The sequence below is a fragment of the Clostridium sp. TJA032 genome (assembly GCF_058310275.1).
Window position 1 is genome coordinate 906,039 of record NZ_JBZEFB010000001.1, and the last position, 15,343, is coordinate 921,381.

General features: G+C 25.5%; 18 protein-coding genes and 1 riboswitch. Of the genes, 1 reads left to right on the top strand and 17 read right to left on the bottom strand.

Annotation, left to right across the window (positions count from 1 at the left end; all coding sequences use genetic code 11):
* Nucleotides 1–159: 159 nt before the first annotated feature.
* From AC4FRL_RS04100 to AC4FRL_RS04170, 15 genes are all read right to left on the bottom strand, one after another.
* Entirely contained in the window at nt 160–1,869 is a 1,710-nt protein-coding gene (locus AC4FRL_RS04100; RefSeq protein WP_491138944.1) for a phosphatidylglycerol lysyltransferase domain-containing protein, read from the bottom strand.
* 146 nt (nt 1,870–2,015) lie between these two features.
* Nucleotides 2,016–2,339 (bottom strand): thioredoxin family protein, encoded by a 324-nt coding sequence (locus AC4FRL_RS04105; protein ID WP_491138945.1) that lies wholly within the window; start codon nt 2,337–2,339, stop codon nt 2,016–2,018.
* A 66-nt stretch (nt 2,340–2,405) separates the two neighbouring features.
* Nucleotides 2,406–2,834, bottom strand: coding sequence for a DUF3783 domain-containing protein (locus tag AC4FRL_RS04110; protein ID WP_491138946.1), 429 nt, complete (start codon nt 2,832–2,834; stop codon nt 2,406–2,408).
* Between the two features lie 93 nt (nt 2,835–2,927).
* A complete protein-coding gene (locus AC4FRL_RS04115; protein ID WP_491138947.1) occupies nt 2,928–3,515 on the bottom strand; it encodes a thiamine phosphate synthase in 588 nt (195 codons plus the stop codon).
* Between the two features lie 9 nt (nt 3,516–3,524).
* Complete coding sequence (gene thiH, locus AC4FRL_RS04120) at nt 3,525–4,628, bottom strand: 2-iminoacetate synthase ThiH (protein ID WP_491138948.1); 1,104 nt, start codon at nt 4,626–4,628, stop codon at nt 3,525–3,527.
* 13 nt (nt 4,629–4,641) lie between these two features.
* Nucleotides 4,642–5,406 (bottom strand): thiazole synthase, encoded by a 765-nt coding sequence (locus AC4FRL_RS04125; RefSeq protein ID WP_491138949.1) that lies wholly within the window; start codon nt 5,404–5,406, stop codon nt 4,642–4,644.
* A 60-nt stretch (nt 5,407–5,466) separates the two neighbouring features.
* Entirely contained in the window at nt 5,467–6,264 is a 798-nt protein-coding gene (gene thiF, locus AC4FRL_RS04130; RefSeq protein WP_491138950.1) for a sulfur carrier protein ThiS adenylyltransferase ThiF, read from the bottom strand.
* A gap of 17 nt (nt 6,265–6,281) precedes the next feature.
* Nucleotides 6,282–6,476: a sulfur carrier protein ThiS gene (gene thiS / locus AC4FRL_RS04135; RefSeq protein ID WP_491138951.1), complete on the bottom strand. Its 195-nt coding sequence runs from the start codon at nt 6,474–6,476 to the stop codon at nt 6,282–6,284.
* 123 nt (nt 6,477–6,599) lie between these two features.
* Nucleotides 6,600–6,701: riboswitch (TPP riboswitch) on the bottom strand.
* Nucleotides 6,702–6,747: 46 nt separating this feature from the next.
* Nucleotides 6,748–8,451: an MFS transporter gene (locus tag AC4FRL_RS04140; protein ID WP_491138952.1), complete on the bottom strand. Its 1,704-nt coding sequence runs from the start codon at nt 8,449–8,451 to the stop codon at nt 6,748–6,750.
* A gap of 304 nt (nt 8,452–8,755) precedes the next feature.
* Nucleotides 8,756–9,565 (bottom strand): RelA/SpoT domain-containing protein, encoded by an 810-nt coding sequence (locus AC4FRL_RS04145; protein WP_491138953.1) that lies wholly within the window; start codon nt 9,563–9,565, stop codon nt 8,756–8,758.
* A 50-nt stretch (nt 9,566–9,615) separates the two neighbouring features.
* Nucleotides 9,616–9,921 carry a DUF6483 family protein gene (locus AC4FRL_RS04150; protein ID WP_491138954.1) on the bottom strand — a complete coding sequence of 102 codons (306 nt, stop codon included), beginning with the start codon at nt 9,919–9,921 and terminating at the stop codon, nt 9,616–9,618.
* A gap of 29 nt (nt 9,922–9,950) precedes the next feature.
* Nucleotides 9,951–10,394 carry a peptide-methionine (R)-S-oxide reductase MsrB gene (gene msrB, locus AC4FRL_RS04155; RefSeq protein WP_491138955.1) on the bottom strand — a complete coding sequence of 148 codons (444 nt, stop codon included), beginning with the start codon at nt 10,392–10,394 and terminating at the stop codon, nt 9,951–9,953.
* Nucleotides 10,395–10,411: 17 nt separating this feature from the next.
* The gene (locus AC4FRL_RS04160; RefSeq protein WP_491138956.1) at nt 10,412–11,053 is read right to left on the bottom strand and encodes an alpha/beta hydrolase; all 642 of its coding nucleotides are present in this window, start codon (nt 11,051–11,053) and stop codon (nt 10,412–10,414) included.
* Nucleotides 11,054–11,207: 154 nt separating this feature from the next.
* On the bottom strand, nt 11,208–12,152 hold the full coding sequence (locus AC4FRL_RS04165; protein WP_491138957.1) for a polysaccharide deacetylase family protein: 945 nt from the start codon (nt 12,150–12,152) through the stop codon (nt 11,208–11,210).
* Nucleotides 12,153–12,307: 155 nt separating this feature from the next.
* Nucleotides 12,308–12,577 carry a hypothetical protein gene (locus tag AC4FRL_RS04170; RefSeq protein WP_491138958.1) on the bottom strand — a complete coding sequence of 90 codons (270 nt, stop codon included), beginning with the start codon at nt 12,575–12,577 and terminating at the stop codon, nt 12,308–12,310.
* 94 nt (nt 12,578–12,671) lie between these two features.
* On the opposite strand from AC4FRL_RS04170, the gene AC4FRL_RS04175 reads away from it, so the two are divergent.
* Entirely contained in the window at nt 12,672–13,337 is a 666-nt protein-coding gene (locus AC4FRL_RS04175) for a TVP38/TMEM64 family protein (protein ID WP_491138959.1), read from the top strand.
* Between the two features lie 31 nt (nt 13,338–13,368).
* Here AC4FRL_RS04175 and AC4FRL_RS04180 read toward each other — a convergent pair whose 3' ends face one another.
* On the bottom strand, nt 13,369–13,731 hold the full coding sequence (locus AC4FRL_RS04180; protein WP_491138960.1) for a hypothetical protein: 363 nt from the start codon (nt 13,729–13,731) through the stop codon (nt 13,369–13,371).
* Between the two features lie 132 nt (nt 13,732–13,863).
* Nucleotides 13,864–15,180, bottom strand: a complete 1,317-nt coding sequence (locus AC4FRL_RS04185; protein ID WP_491138961.1) for a murein hydrolase activator EnvC family protein — start codon at nt 15,178–15,180, stop codon at nt 13,864–13,866.
* Nucleotides 15,181–15,343: the final 163 nt, after the last annotated feature.

A 15,343-nucleotide genomic window follows, 5' to 3' on the forward strand; every position in this document is an offset into this window, starting at 1 on the left:
TCTATTTAAAAACTATTATAGTATTCTTAGTAAATAAAAAATAATTTATAGCTTTTTTTAAAAAACACTATAAAAATTACCTTTTTTATATAAAAAGTAAAATTTTTAAAAACAAAAGAGCCTTTTTTAAAAAGACTCTCTTTTAAATATAAATATTTTTTATTTTTTCTCAAGATTATCCTTTGAATTTGCAATCAAAAAGCATAAATCAATAAATATTTCTGGTAAAGACATAAATTTAGGATAAGCTAAATATCTAGGACTCCATATAGGAGAAAATTTTGATTTATATCTTCTTAACCCATCAAAACTATAAAATATATTTCCACTATTATAAACTAACCTAGCTAATTTTTCTTGCAGATGAGAATGATTGTTAAATCCTACATTAGATAAGGGTGCTTCTCCTAAACTAAAATACTTATACCCCTTTTCTTTAAAGAATATAAATAAATTTAACATTAAATAATCCATAGATGCATTTGGTGCATTCTTATTAATTCTCATTAAATCAATAGCTACAGTTTTTCCTCCATCAAAGGCATCCATTATACTTACAAAACCTACAATCTTATTTTCATCATTTTTCTTTAATATAGCTACTGGAGATTTTTGTATATAATCTTCACTAAACCACCCTAAAGAAAAGCCTTTTTCCTTTCTATCACCTAACCATTTATCAGAAATCTCCTTAAGTTCTTTTATAGTTTCACAATTAAAAGGTGGATTTATTATAGAAAAAGAATATCCTTCTCTTTCAACTCTTCTTAAAGTATTTCTAAAGGAGCTTTTCTTAGAACCACTTAAATTAAATTTTTCTAAATCTATTTTAGCTTCCTCTCCTAACTTAAAAAAATAATAACCTGCATCATGGTAAACAGAAAAATTTTTCTCCTCAATTTCATAAAAGACTAAATCATATCCATATAAATCAGTAAAATCTTGAAATTCTTCTATAGCACTATATAAATTCTTTTCCTTAGCAATAGGGTCTCCTAAGACTATTATTTTATCCTTATACTTACTATACATTATTAAAGATTTTCCCTCATTTGCAAAAAATACTTTTTTATCCTTTAAATAAAGCAAGTGAGAAAAAATATTACCATAATCTATACTACTTAAAAACTTAGAAATTTCCTCTAGATTTGCATCTTTATATAACTTATCTTTTTCTATTTTAGGCATAGTTATATACCAAATTATTAAAAATATAAAAAATGTTATGTAAGTAAATAGAGCTATCTTTAAGTCTCCCTTTGTACTTTGAATAAAATCTACATAATACTTATAATCCTTAGTAAAATGTATATTAAACTTATGTATAAAATTTGCAAAAACTACTATAGAAACACAAACAATTGCTAATATTGCACTTAACTTTGTAAACTTAATAGGAATACTTTTTCTATAAAAACGTCTTTTTGATAGTAATAAAAATATTGTTACTATTAAAATAAAAATTCCCTCTTTATAGTCTAAATCTTTTATAAAGGCAAAGGCTCCTCCTACTACAAGTAAAACTAAGGTTACATAATAAGCCCTTTTAACCTTAAAAAAGACCTCCTTAGATGTCATAAGTAACATAAGTCCTATTAAAACAGAGGCTCTATGAGAAAATCTTAAAAAAGATAAACTATAAATATTATCTAAAAACTTTATTTTATAAAATATACTAGGATAAATTCCTGATATTATTAGAACAACTCCACTTATAAAAACTAATACTGAAACTACTATTATTGATAAATCTCCTAATATCTTATAGTTTTTTAAAAGCCTTTTTACGTTTTCATAGTTCTTCTTATCTAATATAAAGTTAATAATATTTTTTAAGTGCCTATAACTTTTTTTAATTGAATCCCACATGTTATCTCCTTTCATTTTTAAACAAAGAAAAAAACCATTTAACAATTTATTCATGTTTAATTGTATATAGTATATATAATTTTATTATTCAAGGCAAATTTAATGTGAATTCTCAAAGTAAAATAAAAATATCTAAATTAATTTTTTTAATTATATAAATTAACATATCTTTCTATGGATTTTTTAAACTCTAAAACACTTATATACTTAGATTCTCTTAAAACTTCTTTTCCATCTATATATAGTATAATTGCAGGAAACATAAATATACCTAGTTGAGAAACTATCTTTATATTTTCCTCTGCTTTAAGTTCTACTATTTTCACATTTTCATAATTTTTCACAAGACTTTCTATTTTAGGTTTTAATGCACTACATGCAGTACAAGTCGTTGTACTTAAATATACAATTCTTATTCCTTTTTCTAATACAAAATCTTCAAATTCTTTATCACTTTTTAAAATTTTCATATTATTCCTTCCTTTTTTTATATATTTAAGGGGATGAATTTTAAAATTCATCCCCTTAATTAATATTTATTTAACCTCATGAGTTGTCATATCACCAGACTTTAAGGCTTTTCTTTCAAGTATTAGATTTTTAACTAAAACATCTATAGTCCAATTAATAGAAGTTTCCGTAACCATTGCAACTAAAGGTCTTTGTATTCCTACCTTTTTTAAATTCTCTAAAAAGATATGAACCTTACCTGGTGCTATTGCATTAAAAATTATAGCTCTCTCTTTAACCCCTTCTCCTTGAACAGCTTTCATTTCATTATCTAATATATCTTTTATTACTTCTTCTCCATTTTTAGAGCTTAAAACTATTTGGTCTTTTATTCCCATTATTCTAGCAAAGTTTTGTATTTTTTTTAACTCTTTATTTCCAAAGTTATATAATATAACGCAATTTCTTCCTTCTTGTTCACTTCTATCTGATATATCTATTCTTTCAAATGACATAATAAACTTCTCCTTCAATAACAAATTGTAATTATTAATTAATATAAATTATACCATAAGTAAATAGATAATTATATAAGCTACCTCTTTTATTTAATCAACACCTATATTTAAAGAATTTAAGTACTCCTTTATATTATTACTCATAAATACTGAAGACATACAGGCAAAATCATCAGCACCACTTTTTAAAACCTCTCTAAAATTTAATTCGTTTATTCCTCCCAAGGCAACAACCTTACATTTTACTCTTTCTTTAACTTCAGTTATAAAATTAACACCTTTAGGCTCCACCTTTTCTTTACATTTAGTTTTAAAAATAGGAGATATTAAGATGTAAGAAACTCCTAAATTATCTACATAAATAGCTTCCTTAAGAGAATGAACAGAAACTCCAACCTGAAGTTCTTTAAGCCTATCTATATTTTCTATAAAATCCTTAAAACTCAAATGAATATGCTTTTCTCCTAAAATTTTAATTGCTTCTAAATTAGAATTTATAATTATATTTGTATCAGAACTCACTACGGTTTTTATTTCCCTATAAATTTCTATTAAATCTTCTAAATTTAAATCCTTCTCCCTTAATATTATATTTTTAATTCCTTTTGTAGCACTTTCTTTTATTACTTTAAAGTATTTTTCCTTGCATACTAAATTTCTATTTGTTATTAAAAACATACCTAACTCCTAAAATCTATGCCAATCTTTAAATATAGGTTGATAACCTTGTTTTTTTATTAAGTCCTTAACTTCTACAACAGAACTTTCATCACTTATATAAAATTGTCCTGTTCCTTTTTCTTTTAAAGAATGTCCTCCAACCTCTGTAGAAACTCCAGCACTTAATTTATTAACACCTAAAGGAATCAAATTTTTTCTAAACTCTCTATCTTCTCTAGTAGATATATTTATAGTTCCTTGTGGATCAAAAAGTCTGTAAGCTAAAAGGGCTTGAACTAAATTTTTATCTAAAACTTCCTTTAAATTTTCTTTTCCTCCATAACAAGGTCTAATTCTAGGAAGTGAATAACTTATATCAATATGAGGATATTTATCTCTTAAATACTTACCATGCATTGCTGTAAAAAATGCATCTATTCTAAAATCACTTAAGCCTAATAAAGCACCAATTCCTAAAGTTCTAATTCCAGCTTTTATCCCTCTCTCTGGTGCATCTAATCTAAACTTATAATTTTTTTTAGGACCTTTTAAGTGTACCTTTTCATATACACTTTCATCATAAGTTTCTTGATAAATAGTAAGTCCCTCTGCTCCTACTTTAACAATTCTCTCATACTCTTTTTCTGTCATTGCATATACCTCTATTGTAATAGATGGAAATTTACTACTTAAAATCTTAATAGCCTCTTCTATATATTCTACTGGAGTATGATATTTACTTTCGCCTGTAAGTATTAAAATATGCTTAAAACCTTCTTTAGAAATTAATTCTCCTTCTATTTTTATTTCTTCTTTACTTAGCCTTTTTCTAAATATTTTGTTTTCTATATTATAGCCACAGTATGAGCATTTATTTATACAATAATTAGAAATATACATAGGTGTATATATTAATACTGTTTTCCCAAAATATTTTAAAGAAAGATTTCTTCCCTCTTTAGCCATTTCCTCTAAAAGACTTTCAGCTAAAGGAGAAAGTAAATTTAATAAATCATAATAATCCTTATTTCTTTTATAAATACTTTTTAAAATATCTTCTTTTTTTACTAAGGAAAAATATTTGTAAAAATCAAAATTTCTATATTTTTTTATTACTTCATAAAAACTCAAAGAAAACCATCTCCTATCCTAAAAAACCAGTAAGAGGAGAAGAGGCATTTCCAAATTTTGATTCATTCCCCAATTTAGCCTCATAAGCTAATCTTCCTCCCTTTACTGCCATAGAAAAAGCCTTAGCCATGCTTACAGGATTGCAAGAAGATGCTATAGCTGTATTAACTAAACAAGCTGCAGCTCCCATCTCCATAGCTTCCATAGCCTGTGATGGTTTTCCTATACCTGCATCAACTATAATTGGAATATCTAATTCATCTATCATTATTTGAATTAGTTCCTTTGTTTTCAAGCCTCTATTACTTCCTATAGGTGCTCCAAGTGGCATTATAGCTTTTGCTCCAGCTTCTATTAATTTTCTTCCTACATAAAGATCTGGGCACATATAAGGAAGAACTATAAACCCCTCCTCTGATAATATCTTTGTAGCCTTTATTGTTTCTTCATTGTCAGGAAGTAAATACTTAGAATCTGATATAATCTCTATTTTTATCCAATTTCCACAGCCCATAGCTCTAGCTATTTTAGCTATTCTAATTGCTTCTTCAGCATTTTTAGCACCTGATGTATTAGGAAGCAAAATTATATCCTTAGGTATATTTTGAAGAATATCTTCCTCCTTATTATCTAAATCTATTCTTCTTAAAGCTAAAGTTATAACATTAGCACCACTTCCCTTTAAAATATCCTTTATCATCTTATTTGAAGGATACTTACCACTTCCAACAAAAAGCCTATTTTTTATCTCTACTCCACCAATTATTAATTTATCCAAAATACTCTACTCCTTTTATACTAAATTAAATATTATATAATTTATTGATTAAGTATATTTTTAAATTTTATTAAAAGCTATATCTATAACTAGATTTGCCATATGATTTGCACATATAGCTACTCTAGGTGCCATTAATCCACACCCTTCCTTAGCCTCATTTATAAAATCACCACAAATATAAAATCTTTCTGTTATCTTTTTTGTTTTTATTAAGTTAGAATCAAAAAAACCAGCCATACCAGAAGAAGAAATCAAAAACTTATCAGTTATATTCTCTAAGAAATAATTAGCCAATAAAGCTTTACTCTCTGCTCTATCAAAGGCCTCTAATATGATGTCCCCCTTATTTAATAATTTCATATTATTCTTTTCTAGCTTTAAATTTAAATCACAAACCTCTATAAAAGGATTTATTCTCTTTAAATTTTTCTTTAAAGCCTTTACCTTATATTCTCCAATATCCTCTATATAATATTGTTGTCTATTTAAATTAGAAGGTTCCACTAAGTCAAAATCTATTAAAATTATTTTTCCAACGCCTATTCTACTTAAAGAAATTGCAATATTAGAACCTAGTCCTCCACAACCTGCTATTAATACCTTAAGATTTTTAAGTTTTTCATAAACTCCTGGAGTATGTCTACATATCATAAGCTCCTCTAACTCTTCTCTTTTAGGCATTACTCCCTTTTTAATAAAAACAATTCTATCTCCTTCTTCAAGAAACTTGTCCTCTTCAACAGGAAAGCCATTTAATATAATAATATTAGAATCTGAAAACTCTTTTTCTTTTAAAGAATACACTGTTATTTTTTCCTCTAATACTCTCCATTTTTCATTAACCTTTATATTCATATATTCCTCTCTTAATACTATCCTCCACCAACAAAGGCAATAATCTCAATTTTATCTTCCTCATTAAGTATAAATTCATTGTACTTATTTGAAGGAACTATATCTTTATTAATTTCAACAACAACTCTTTTACTACTTATTTCTAGTAAGTTCAATAAATCAAGTACTGTATTTATATTATTCTTTTCTAAATACTTACCATTAACAATCATATTCTCACCTCTTTTCTTATTTTTAAGATTATTTACACCAACAAAAAAGGTTTAGCTTTTATTGCTAAACCTTTTAAAATATATTTTCTAATTAATCATAAAATATTTTTAGTATGAAAAATATAAGATTAAAATATACTTCCCTACGTTGGTACTAACCAAATCAGGTTCTTAGAGTTAGAATTTAAATTCCTCTCAGCCTTAAAGGCACCCCTAGCAATATCTTAAAATTATTTGTTTTTATTTATCATACCTTAAAAATTAAATTTTATCAATTAATTTTTTCCTTTTTTTCCATTTTTCTGTTTTTCATAGTTATTAAATCATTATTTAATAATAATGTTAATATAAATCCTATTAAAGCTATAATAGAACAAGTTAAAAACAACTTAGTATAACCTGTATTCATTGTACTTTGAAAGGCAGTTTCTATAGCATTTTTAGCTCCCTCTAAACTTTTCATATAGGATTTTTCTATAGCCTCTATATTAACATTAGGATTATTTAAAAATTTATCTCTTAACACTATAAATTGTCCATTTACCATTTCTTTTATAATGCTAAAAATATTAGTTACACTAGCATTTCCTATGGAGTTTGAAAAATTTGAACCTCCTCCTAAAGAGTTCATAACATTAGACATTCCACCCTCTAAAGGTGGCATAACCTTTTGTAATGCTTCTGGAACCTTTCTTCCTGCATCAGAGATAAAATTAATAAGAATATTTGGAGATACTGCAATTCCTATAGATTTAACTAAAGATACTGCTGATTGTCCAACTGTAGCTTCATTATCTGGAACTAAGCTAAGCATTAAGTAATTTATTGGAGTTCCCATAGAAAATCCTAAACCAAAGCCCATAATACCTAAACCTACAATTAAATTAAAAATTCCTGGATGTTTAGTTGTTATATATCCTTGATAGAGGTTTCCTATAATAACTAAGGCCATCCCTATTAAAAGCACTTTTTTAACACCTATTTTATCAATAAATTTTCCTCCTAAAGGAGCTGCTATTCCAACAAATATTGCAAAAATAGTAACTATATATCCTCCACTTCCCATTGGAGTTTTTAGTATATTTTCACTAAATTGAGGAATAAATACTGTAGCCATTAATCCACAACCTACAACAAAACTTAAAATTAAAGTTATGGCTATTTCTTTATTTGTAAAATAAGATAAGTTTATTACAGGGTCCTCTGCTTTTCTTTCTACAAAAACTAATATTGGAATTGATATTATAAATATTAAAAGATATGGCCAAACCTCTAAGGATTTTATTGAATTAATAAAATCATAAAATTTTAAATTAGTAGCTCCATACATTAAGGATAGTATTAATACTGTTAGTACTAAAGAACCTAAAACATCTAATTTTTTAACTCCCTTAGAAGAAGTATTTTCTTCTAATTTTCTTGCCATAAAAAGTATAATTATACTAATTGGAACATTTACTAAAAATAAAAACCCCCAGTTTTTATCACCGAAAATAGAAAGTATTCCAGAACCTAAGGTTGGTCCTACAACTGTAGCTATTCCATAAACTCCACCTATCATTCCTAAGGCTGAGCCTCTTTTTTCAACTGGAAATGATGTTCCTATGTATGCTGTAGCGATTGGCATTATACCACCACCACCTATAGCTTCTATAACTCTTGAAACAAGTAAAAAAGTATAGCTATTTACATAATCTGATATACCACAAAGTAAAGAACCTAGACAAAAAAGTGATATTGAAACCATATAAACTTTTTTTCTTCCATACCTATCAGATAATTTCCCCATAAGTGGCATAGATACTGCATAGGCTAAAGTATATATTGTTACAACCCACACACTAGCATTTTGTGAAACCTTTAATCCATCAGCTATAATATCTCTTGCAGGAGAAACTATTCCAGAATCAATAGCTCCCATAAAAATCCCTAATAAGAAGACCGCCATGGTAATTCCAACTGATTTCTTCTTCATTTTTTATCATCCTTTCATAAGCTTTCTTAAATTCTAGTGTGATTTTTATTAATATTATTCTCTTAAATATTATTAATAAACTTCACAATGAACTAGGTTCAGTTTACTACCATAATTTAATAAAATCAAAGTTAGAATTTTCTTAAATTGTTTCAAAATATATTAAAACTACCTGCTTATTTCATTTTTATTCATATTTAGTTAATGTTTTATTAATATTATAATTTTATAAATTTCTTTTCTTTTTATTTATAAAATTATGAAACCTATAAATATTACTTCTAATATTTATAGGTTTCATTTTCTATCTTTTTATATTTTTAATTTCTTCTTTTAATTTTTTAATTTCTTCCTCTTTTTCTCTTAACTTATCTTCATAATATTTATCTTTATTATCTAAATTATTATTTAACATATTTATTAAAGAGGCCATTTCATCTGCACTTCCTACAATTCTATTAAAAAGTAAAAGATTAGATTTTAAAATCTCTGGTATTTCATTATGAGAATATCTTAATCTATGGTCAATTTCTCCATATCCTTCCTCAAAAATAGTTCTAACTTGAATTTCTGCAATAACTTTTTGATTAGTAGGATAACATTCTACAAGATAATGAACTGACCTATACCCAGATTGTCTTGATATAACCTCAATTCCTAAATCATCAAAGATACTCCTATCATCTCCATCTCTTATATTAGCTGTTATTTCAATAACATCCCAAGTTTTTATTATAAAGTCATGTATATCCTTCCATTGGTCTTTAAATATATGTAAAACCCTTATACCTATTAAATCTGTTATTTCATTTTTATAGTTCTCTTCATTAAAATCAAAATCTTCACCATACTTTTCTTTTCTATTTTTTGTTTTTCTAATTATTTTTTCTATCAATCTTTCAGGATTTTTTATCCTTGATTTAACAGAATGAACATTTTCATTAGAACGAAGTATATTTGCTATAAATTCTGCTTGATTATAATAGGAATCTTCATAATTTACAAAATCATTATATATGTTTTGTAAGGTTTCAAATTTAATTTTATTTTTTTCTATATCAACTTTTGAATGAGGATATTTTTCAAGAAAAAACTCCTTATCTAAGCTTCTCATAATTATCTCTCCCTGTCTTAACTTATTAAAAATTATTATAGATAAAATTATTATTTCTTTTTATCTATTAATTTTTTTAAATCCTCTAAACCTAAATCAATTTCTTCCCTAGAAAAATTATATCTTTTAAGTTCTTCATCACTTTTGCTCTTTAATAAGTTATACATTTTTTCACCAATTTCATATATCTCTATAGATGGATTTTTCTCTGCTTCTTTAAATAGCATATCTTCAGCTTCTTCAATTTCCCCCTTAGATATTAATCCTCTTAAAGTTATCCAAAATATATCATCCTTTGAATAAGTATAAGATAAAGAAAAATCATTTTCTCCATCATCATTTAATAAAAATCCCATTAAAACACCTACTTTTATATTTCATTTGTTTATTTAAAAATCTTTAAATACTCTCCATATCCCTTTTCTTCTAATTCTTCCTTTGGAATAAACTTTAAAGAAGCAGAATTTATACAGTATCTTAAGCCTCCTAAATCCTCTGGTCCATCACAAAATACATGACCTAAATGAGAATCCCCTAATTTACTTCTAACTTCTGTTCTAATCATTCCATGACTTTTATCAACCTTTTCTTTTATCACACTTCTATCTATAGGTTTTGAAAAAGCTGGCCATCCACAGGCTGAAGTAAACTTATCCTTTGAAGTAAATAAAGGTTCTCCTGTTGTAATATCTACATATATTCCTTCTTTATCGAAATTCCAATACTCATTTAAAAAGGGTCTTTCAGTTCCATTTTCTTGAGTAACATAGTATTCTTCCTTAGTTAAAATCTTCTTAAGCTGCTCTTTATCTTTCTTTTTATATATCAAAATTATCACTCCTCATCTTAAATTTTTTCAAAATAATTTTTCATACTTTTTATTACTTCCTCTAAAACTTCAATACTCTTAATTACATCTCCCTTTATACATAAAGAATGACCAGCACCTTCTATTTCAATGACCTTTATCCCTAAAGATTTTATTTTTTCTAAATTCTCTGAAGATAAAAATTTATCCTTCCTACCAGTTATAGCTAATCCTTCTTGATAAACTTCCTCTTTAAAGGTTTCATCTATAGGAGTTAAGTATATATTTTTTACATCATAGCTTTTTTTAAGATAATTATATAACTTATTTTGTAAAACTGTTCCTAAACTTTTACCTATTAAAATAACCTTTTTATATTTTTCTCCTTTAAGCTCTAAAACACTAAACAAAATATCTAAAGACTCAAGAAAAACTTCTCTTAAATCCTCTATATTCTCTTTATTAAAGGGTTCTCTACTAACTTGAAAACCATACTCTATTTCTAAACAATCAAAATTAAAATCTAAAGCTAATTGCTTAGAGTAGTTTAAAAACGCCTTATGTAAAGTATATCCAAGTCCAGGTAAAATTACTACTAAAACAGAACTATCATTACAAGTTAATTTGTTTTTAGTAATACAATTCCACATAGACTTTTTTTCTATATTAAAAACTTTCATATAATATTCACCTTCTTTTTAAATTATATTATATAATTATATGTTAATTTTTTTCAAGAAATAAAGATACAAATTAAAACCTTATATAATAAATTTTACTAAAAAAATATTTTATAAAATAAAAAGATATGCTATTTAGCATATCTTTTTATTTCTATTTAATTTCTTCTTTACTTTTTTCAGTATTTTTTATAACCTTAAAATTGTACCCTTCATTTTTATAATAATCTATTATATCTGGTAAAATCTCAACAGTTTTCTCTTTTCCTGCAGCATCATGCATAAGAATTACTACATGATTTTTTCCCTTTGATGTCTTTTTAACATAGTTTAACATTTCTTCCTTTGTATAAGGCTTTCCTTCTGCATCTCCATCTAGAGCATTCCAATCTACGTTTACTATTCCGTTTTTAGCTAAAACTTCATCAAATTCCTTAAGAGATGGGTCTTTGTAATATTTTCTACTTCCATATCCTCCTGGCATTCTTAAAACTCTACAATCAAATTCTTCTCCTAAAATTCCTTTCATTATAGAGTTAGTTTTATTAAACTCCTCCATAAAATAATCAATGTTTAATTGGTTTCCTGGATATAACTTCTTAAAATCATGGCTATAACTGTGATTTGCAATTGCATTTCCACTTTTTAATTCCTTTTTTAAATAATCTTGTCTTTTTGAATCTTTCTCTATGCTACTTCCTAAAACAAAGAAGGTAGCATGTACACCTTTTTCCTCTAATATATTTAATATTTTTTCTGTGGAATTAGAAGGACCATCATCAAAGGTTAAGAAAACCTCTTTCCCTTCTCCTTTATATGTATCATTTGCCATGCTTTCTACATCTTTAGCATCAACAGAATAGTCTAAAGCCCCATATATAACATTCATTCCTGGAACTATATCATCTAAATTTGGTTTCTTTACAGGCTCTACCTCTTCACTAGCCTTTGAAGTTTTATTAGCTAAATTGCTTCCTATAGCTGTTACTATTTTTATACCTAGGAAAAGTAAAAGTATTATAACAACTACCCCTAAAATTATTTTTAAAATTCTATTTCTTTTAGAATTTCTCTTTTTAGAAAAAATATCCTTACTCATCATTTCCTCCTATACATATGATTTTATCCTTCGTTAAGACTTAACTTTCAACTTAAATTTATTTAAATATAGAATTAGCCTAAATATTATTATATATCAAATTTAAAAATTTTTCCTAAAAAATAAATCCTAAAATAAACTTTTAGGACTTATTTTTAACTTAAATTATTTTTAAAATAAAGCATTCCATAAATACTTATTGATATTAATAAAAGTATTATTTGTAAAAAGGATATATAGTCTATTAAATATTCATTAACTTCTCCATATATAAATATTCTTCTAAATAACTCTACAATTAAAAATATAGTTAGGGTTTTAAAATAGGCCTCTTTTTTTATTAAATAACTTCTATAACATATGTAAATAAGGTAAATAATACAAAATACTACTATAAAGCTTATGATAAAATCCTTATCTATCATTAAATTTCCTCCCTATTAAACTATATTAATTTACATTTATATAATTTTATTTTACAATAAAACTTGCTAAATAAATATAAAGGATGGATTAATAATGAATAAGTTTAATAAAATATTAACAACTATAGTTATATTAATTATATCTATAGCTTTATTTTTTCTCTATAAGTTTAATCTCTTAAGTCTTGACTCTTTAAGAGAGGTAATTATAAATTCTGGATATTTCGCTCCCTTAATTTATATAATAGCCTTCTCCCTAGTTCCTTTAACTTTTTTCCCAGATTCTCTTTTAGCAATCTTAGGTGGAAGTTTATTTAATCTTTTTTTTGGCTTTCTATATACAAGTATAGGTGCTTTAATAGGAGGAAGTATCTCCTTTTTTATCTCTAGATTCCTTGGCAAATATTTTGTAGAGAAATTAGAAAATAAAAAGCTAAAAAATATACAAGAAATACTAAAAGATAATGGCTTTTTAATGATTTTACTTTTAAGACTAATACCTCTATTTCCCTTTGACCTTATAAGTTATGGTGCAGGACTTACTAAAATTTCCTATAAAGATTTTGCTTTAGGAACTTTAATTGGAACTATTCCTGGTATTTTAGTTTTTGTAAATTTAGGAGCTCAATGGATTAATTTTAATAAAACAAATATATATTTATCTGTAAGCTTATTAATATTGTTTATATTATTTTCTTTCTTTTTAAAAAAGATTTATATAAATAAAACTTTAGAAAAAAGAACTAAAAAAGTAGTCTAAGAAGAATCTTAGGCTACTTTTTATTTTAAATTTATATATTTTTATAAGTACTTATATTTATAGGTTCTATATTATTCTCTCTTGCCCATCTATTAAAAAGATTAAAAACATGCATATCATCTAATTTTTTTCTAATAGAATCCTCTTCTTCCTTTTCACAAACTAAATACTTTTTAAATAATACTCTTTTATTATAATCTAATAAATTTAAAAAATTATCTTGTTTTTCCTTATCCATGCTATTGAATTTATTTTTAAAATCAAAGTTAAAATCTTTCCCTGCCTTTCCACCTTCCTTAGTGAAGCTTTTAAAAGCTAGTTTTATTTTATACATTGATTCAAATAATAAACCAACCCCAAGTAATACTATTCCTATTAAAATTAAAATTTTCATTTAATCACCCCTTAAATATCTTTTTTTAAAATATTTTAATTAAAAAAGAGTATATCAAAATTTAACCTCAAAGAAATTTTACCATAGATTTTCTTTATGAGATAATTTTAATATACCCAAATAAAATATAAATTAACTTATATAATTCATAGGATTTACCCATTGTCCATTTATCATTATACCAAAATGCAGATGTGGTCCTGTACTATAACCTGTTGAACCTACATATGCAATTACTTGTCCTTGATTTACATGCTGTCCAACTTGAGTAGCTAATCTAGATGAATGACCATATAAGGTGCTTGTACCATCTCCATGGTCTATTATAACCATATTTCCATAAGCAGTATTCCATCCTGCCTCTACAACAGTTCCAGCTTTAGCTGCTAAAATAGGTGTTCCATAAGCTGCTCCTAAATCTGCTCCTTGATGAACACTTTTCTTTCCTGTAACTGGATGAGTTCTAGGACCAAAAGGGTCTGTAACTCCACCTGGTGCAGGTCTTATAAAGCCCTTAGAACTTTTAGAAACATTCTCTACAGTTTCCTTCTTTTCTAAATTATCTTTATTAGTACTTTTTACCTCTTTTGAAGAATTATTTTTCTTCTCTTGTACCTTTTTATTTTCATTGATTAAATTATTTATGTATCCAGTAAGATTTGAATTATCTTCCTCATAGCCATTAATCTCATTTAATATAGCTTTTTCTTTATCACTTAAGCTATTTATCTCTTTTTCCTTCTCTTCCTCTAAAGAATTTAACTCTTTTATTTGCCCTTCATACTGGCTTACTAAAGAATCAAATTCTTTTTTCTCCTTTTCTAATTTACTTTTTTTATTTGATAATTCCTCTTGCTGCTTTTTTAAATTATTCTCTTCATTATTTAAATCTTCTTGAACAGATTTAATCTCTTCTATTAATTTATTATCTGTATCTACTATATATTTTATGCTAGATATATTACTTATAAAATCTCCAACATTTTTTGATTCAATCATTATATATAAAAACTGATTGCTTAGATTAGATTTGTAAGCACATCTTATTCTTCCTGAAAGTATACTCTCTTTCTCTTGTTCTTCTTTTTTCTTTTTATCTATGTCTTTTTCAACCTCTTTTATTTTTACTTGAAGATTATCTATACTTTCCTCTAAGGAATTTATATCACTTTTATATTCATCAACTTTTTTTTGAGAAGAAAGTAACTTTTGATTTTTTTCTGCAATTTCTTTCTGTATCTCATCTAATTTACTTTGAGATTTACTTTTCTCTTCATTTATACTATTTTTTTTATCTTTTAAATCATCTATTTTTCCCTTATTACTATTAATTTCTTGCTGTGCTTCCTCTTTGCTTTTAGCATAAACACTAATATTACTGCTATTTATAGAAAAAGCTAATACCATAGTCATACTAAGGATAATAGAAGCTATCTTTTTCTTATTCATAATATTTCACCTATTTCTTCTTTAAGATAAATAATTTTACTAAAATACCATACATCAAATCATTATACACTATAAAAATAAATTTGTTAATATATATTGTATATACAGAAAACTCTTTTAACTTTTAATTTATTTTTTATTAATTTTTATAAATTTATATTTT

Bases quoted from the DNA above. Each gene is read 5' to 3' on its own strand.
- AC4FRL_RS04100 (WP_491138944.1), bottom strand. From the start codon at position 1,869: ATGTGGGATTCAATTAAAAAAAGTTATAGGCACTTAAAAAATATTATT.
- AC4FRL_RS04105 (WP_491138945.1), bottom strand. From the start codon at position 2,339: ATGAAAATTTTAAAAAGTGATAAAGAATTTGAAGATTTTGTATTAGAA.
- AC4FRL_RS04110 (WP_491138946.1), bottom strand. From the start codon at position 2,834: ATGTCATTTGAAAGAATAGATATATCAGATAGAAGTGAACAAGAAGGA.
- AC4FRL_RS04115 (WP_491138947.1), bottom strand. From the start codon at position 3,515: ATGTTTTTAATAACAAATAGAAATTTAGTATGCAAGGAAAAATACTTT.
- thiF (WP_491138950.1), bottom strand. From the start codon at position 6,264: ATGAATATAAAGGTTAATGAAAAATGGAGAGTATTAGAGGAAAAAATA.
- thiS (WP_491138951.1), bottom strand. From the start codon at position 6,476: ATGATTGTTAATGGTAAGTATTTAGAAAAGAATAATATAAATACAGTA.
- AC4FRL_RS04140 (WP_491138952.1), bottom strand. From the start codon at position 8,451: ATGAAGAAGAAATCAGTTGGAATTACCATGGCGGTCTTCTTATTAGGG.
- AC4FRL_RS04145 (WP_491138953.1), bottom strand. From the start codon at position 9,565: ATGAGAAGCTTAGATAAGGAGTTTTTTCTTGAAAAATATCCTCATTCA.
- AC4FRL_RS04150 (WP_491138954.1), bottom strand. From the start codon at position 9,921: ATGGGATTTTTATTAAATGATGATGGAGAAAATGATTTTTCTTTATCT.
- AC4FRL_RS04160 (WP_491138956.1), bottom strand. From the start codon at position 11,053: ATGAAAGTTTTTAATATAGAAAAAAAGTCTATGTGGAATTGTATTACT.
- AC4FRL_RS04165 (WP_491138957.1), bottom strand. From the start codon at position 12,152: ATGAGTAAGGATATTTTTTCTAAAAAGAGAAATTCTAAAAGAAATAGA.
- AC4FRL_RS04170 (WP_491138958.1), bottom strand. From the start codon at position 12,577: ATGATAGATAAGGATTTTATCATAAGCTTTATAGTAGTATTTTGTATT.
- AC4FRL_RS04175 (WP_491138959.1), top strand. From the start codon at position 12,672: ATGAATAAGTTTAATAAAATATTAACAACTATAGTTATATTAATTATA.
- AC4FRL_RS04180 (WP_491138960.1), bottom strand. From the start codon at position 13,731: ATGAAAATTTTAATTTTAATAGGAATAGTATTACTTGGGGTTGGTTTA.
- AC4FRL_RS04185 (WP_491138961.1), bottom strand. From the start codon at position 15,180: ATGAATAAGAAAAAGATAGCTTCTATTATCCTTAGTATGACTATGGTA.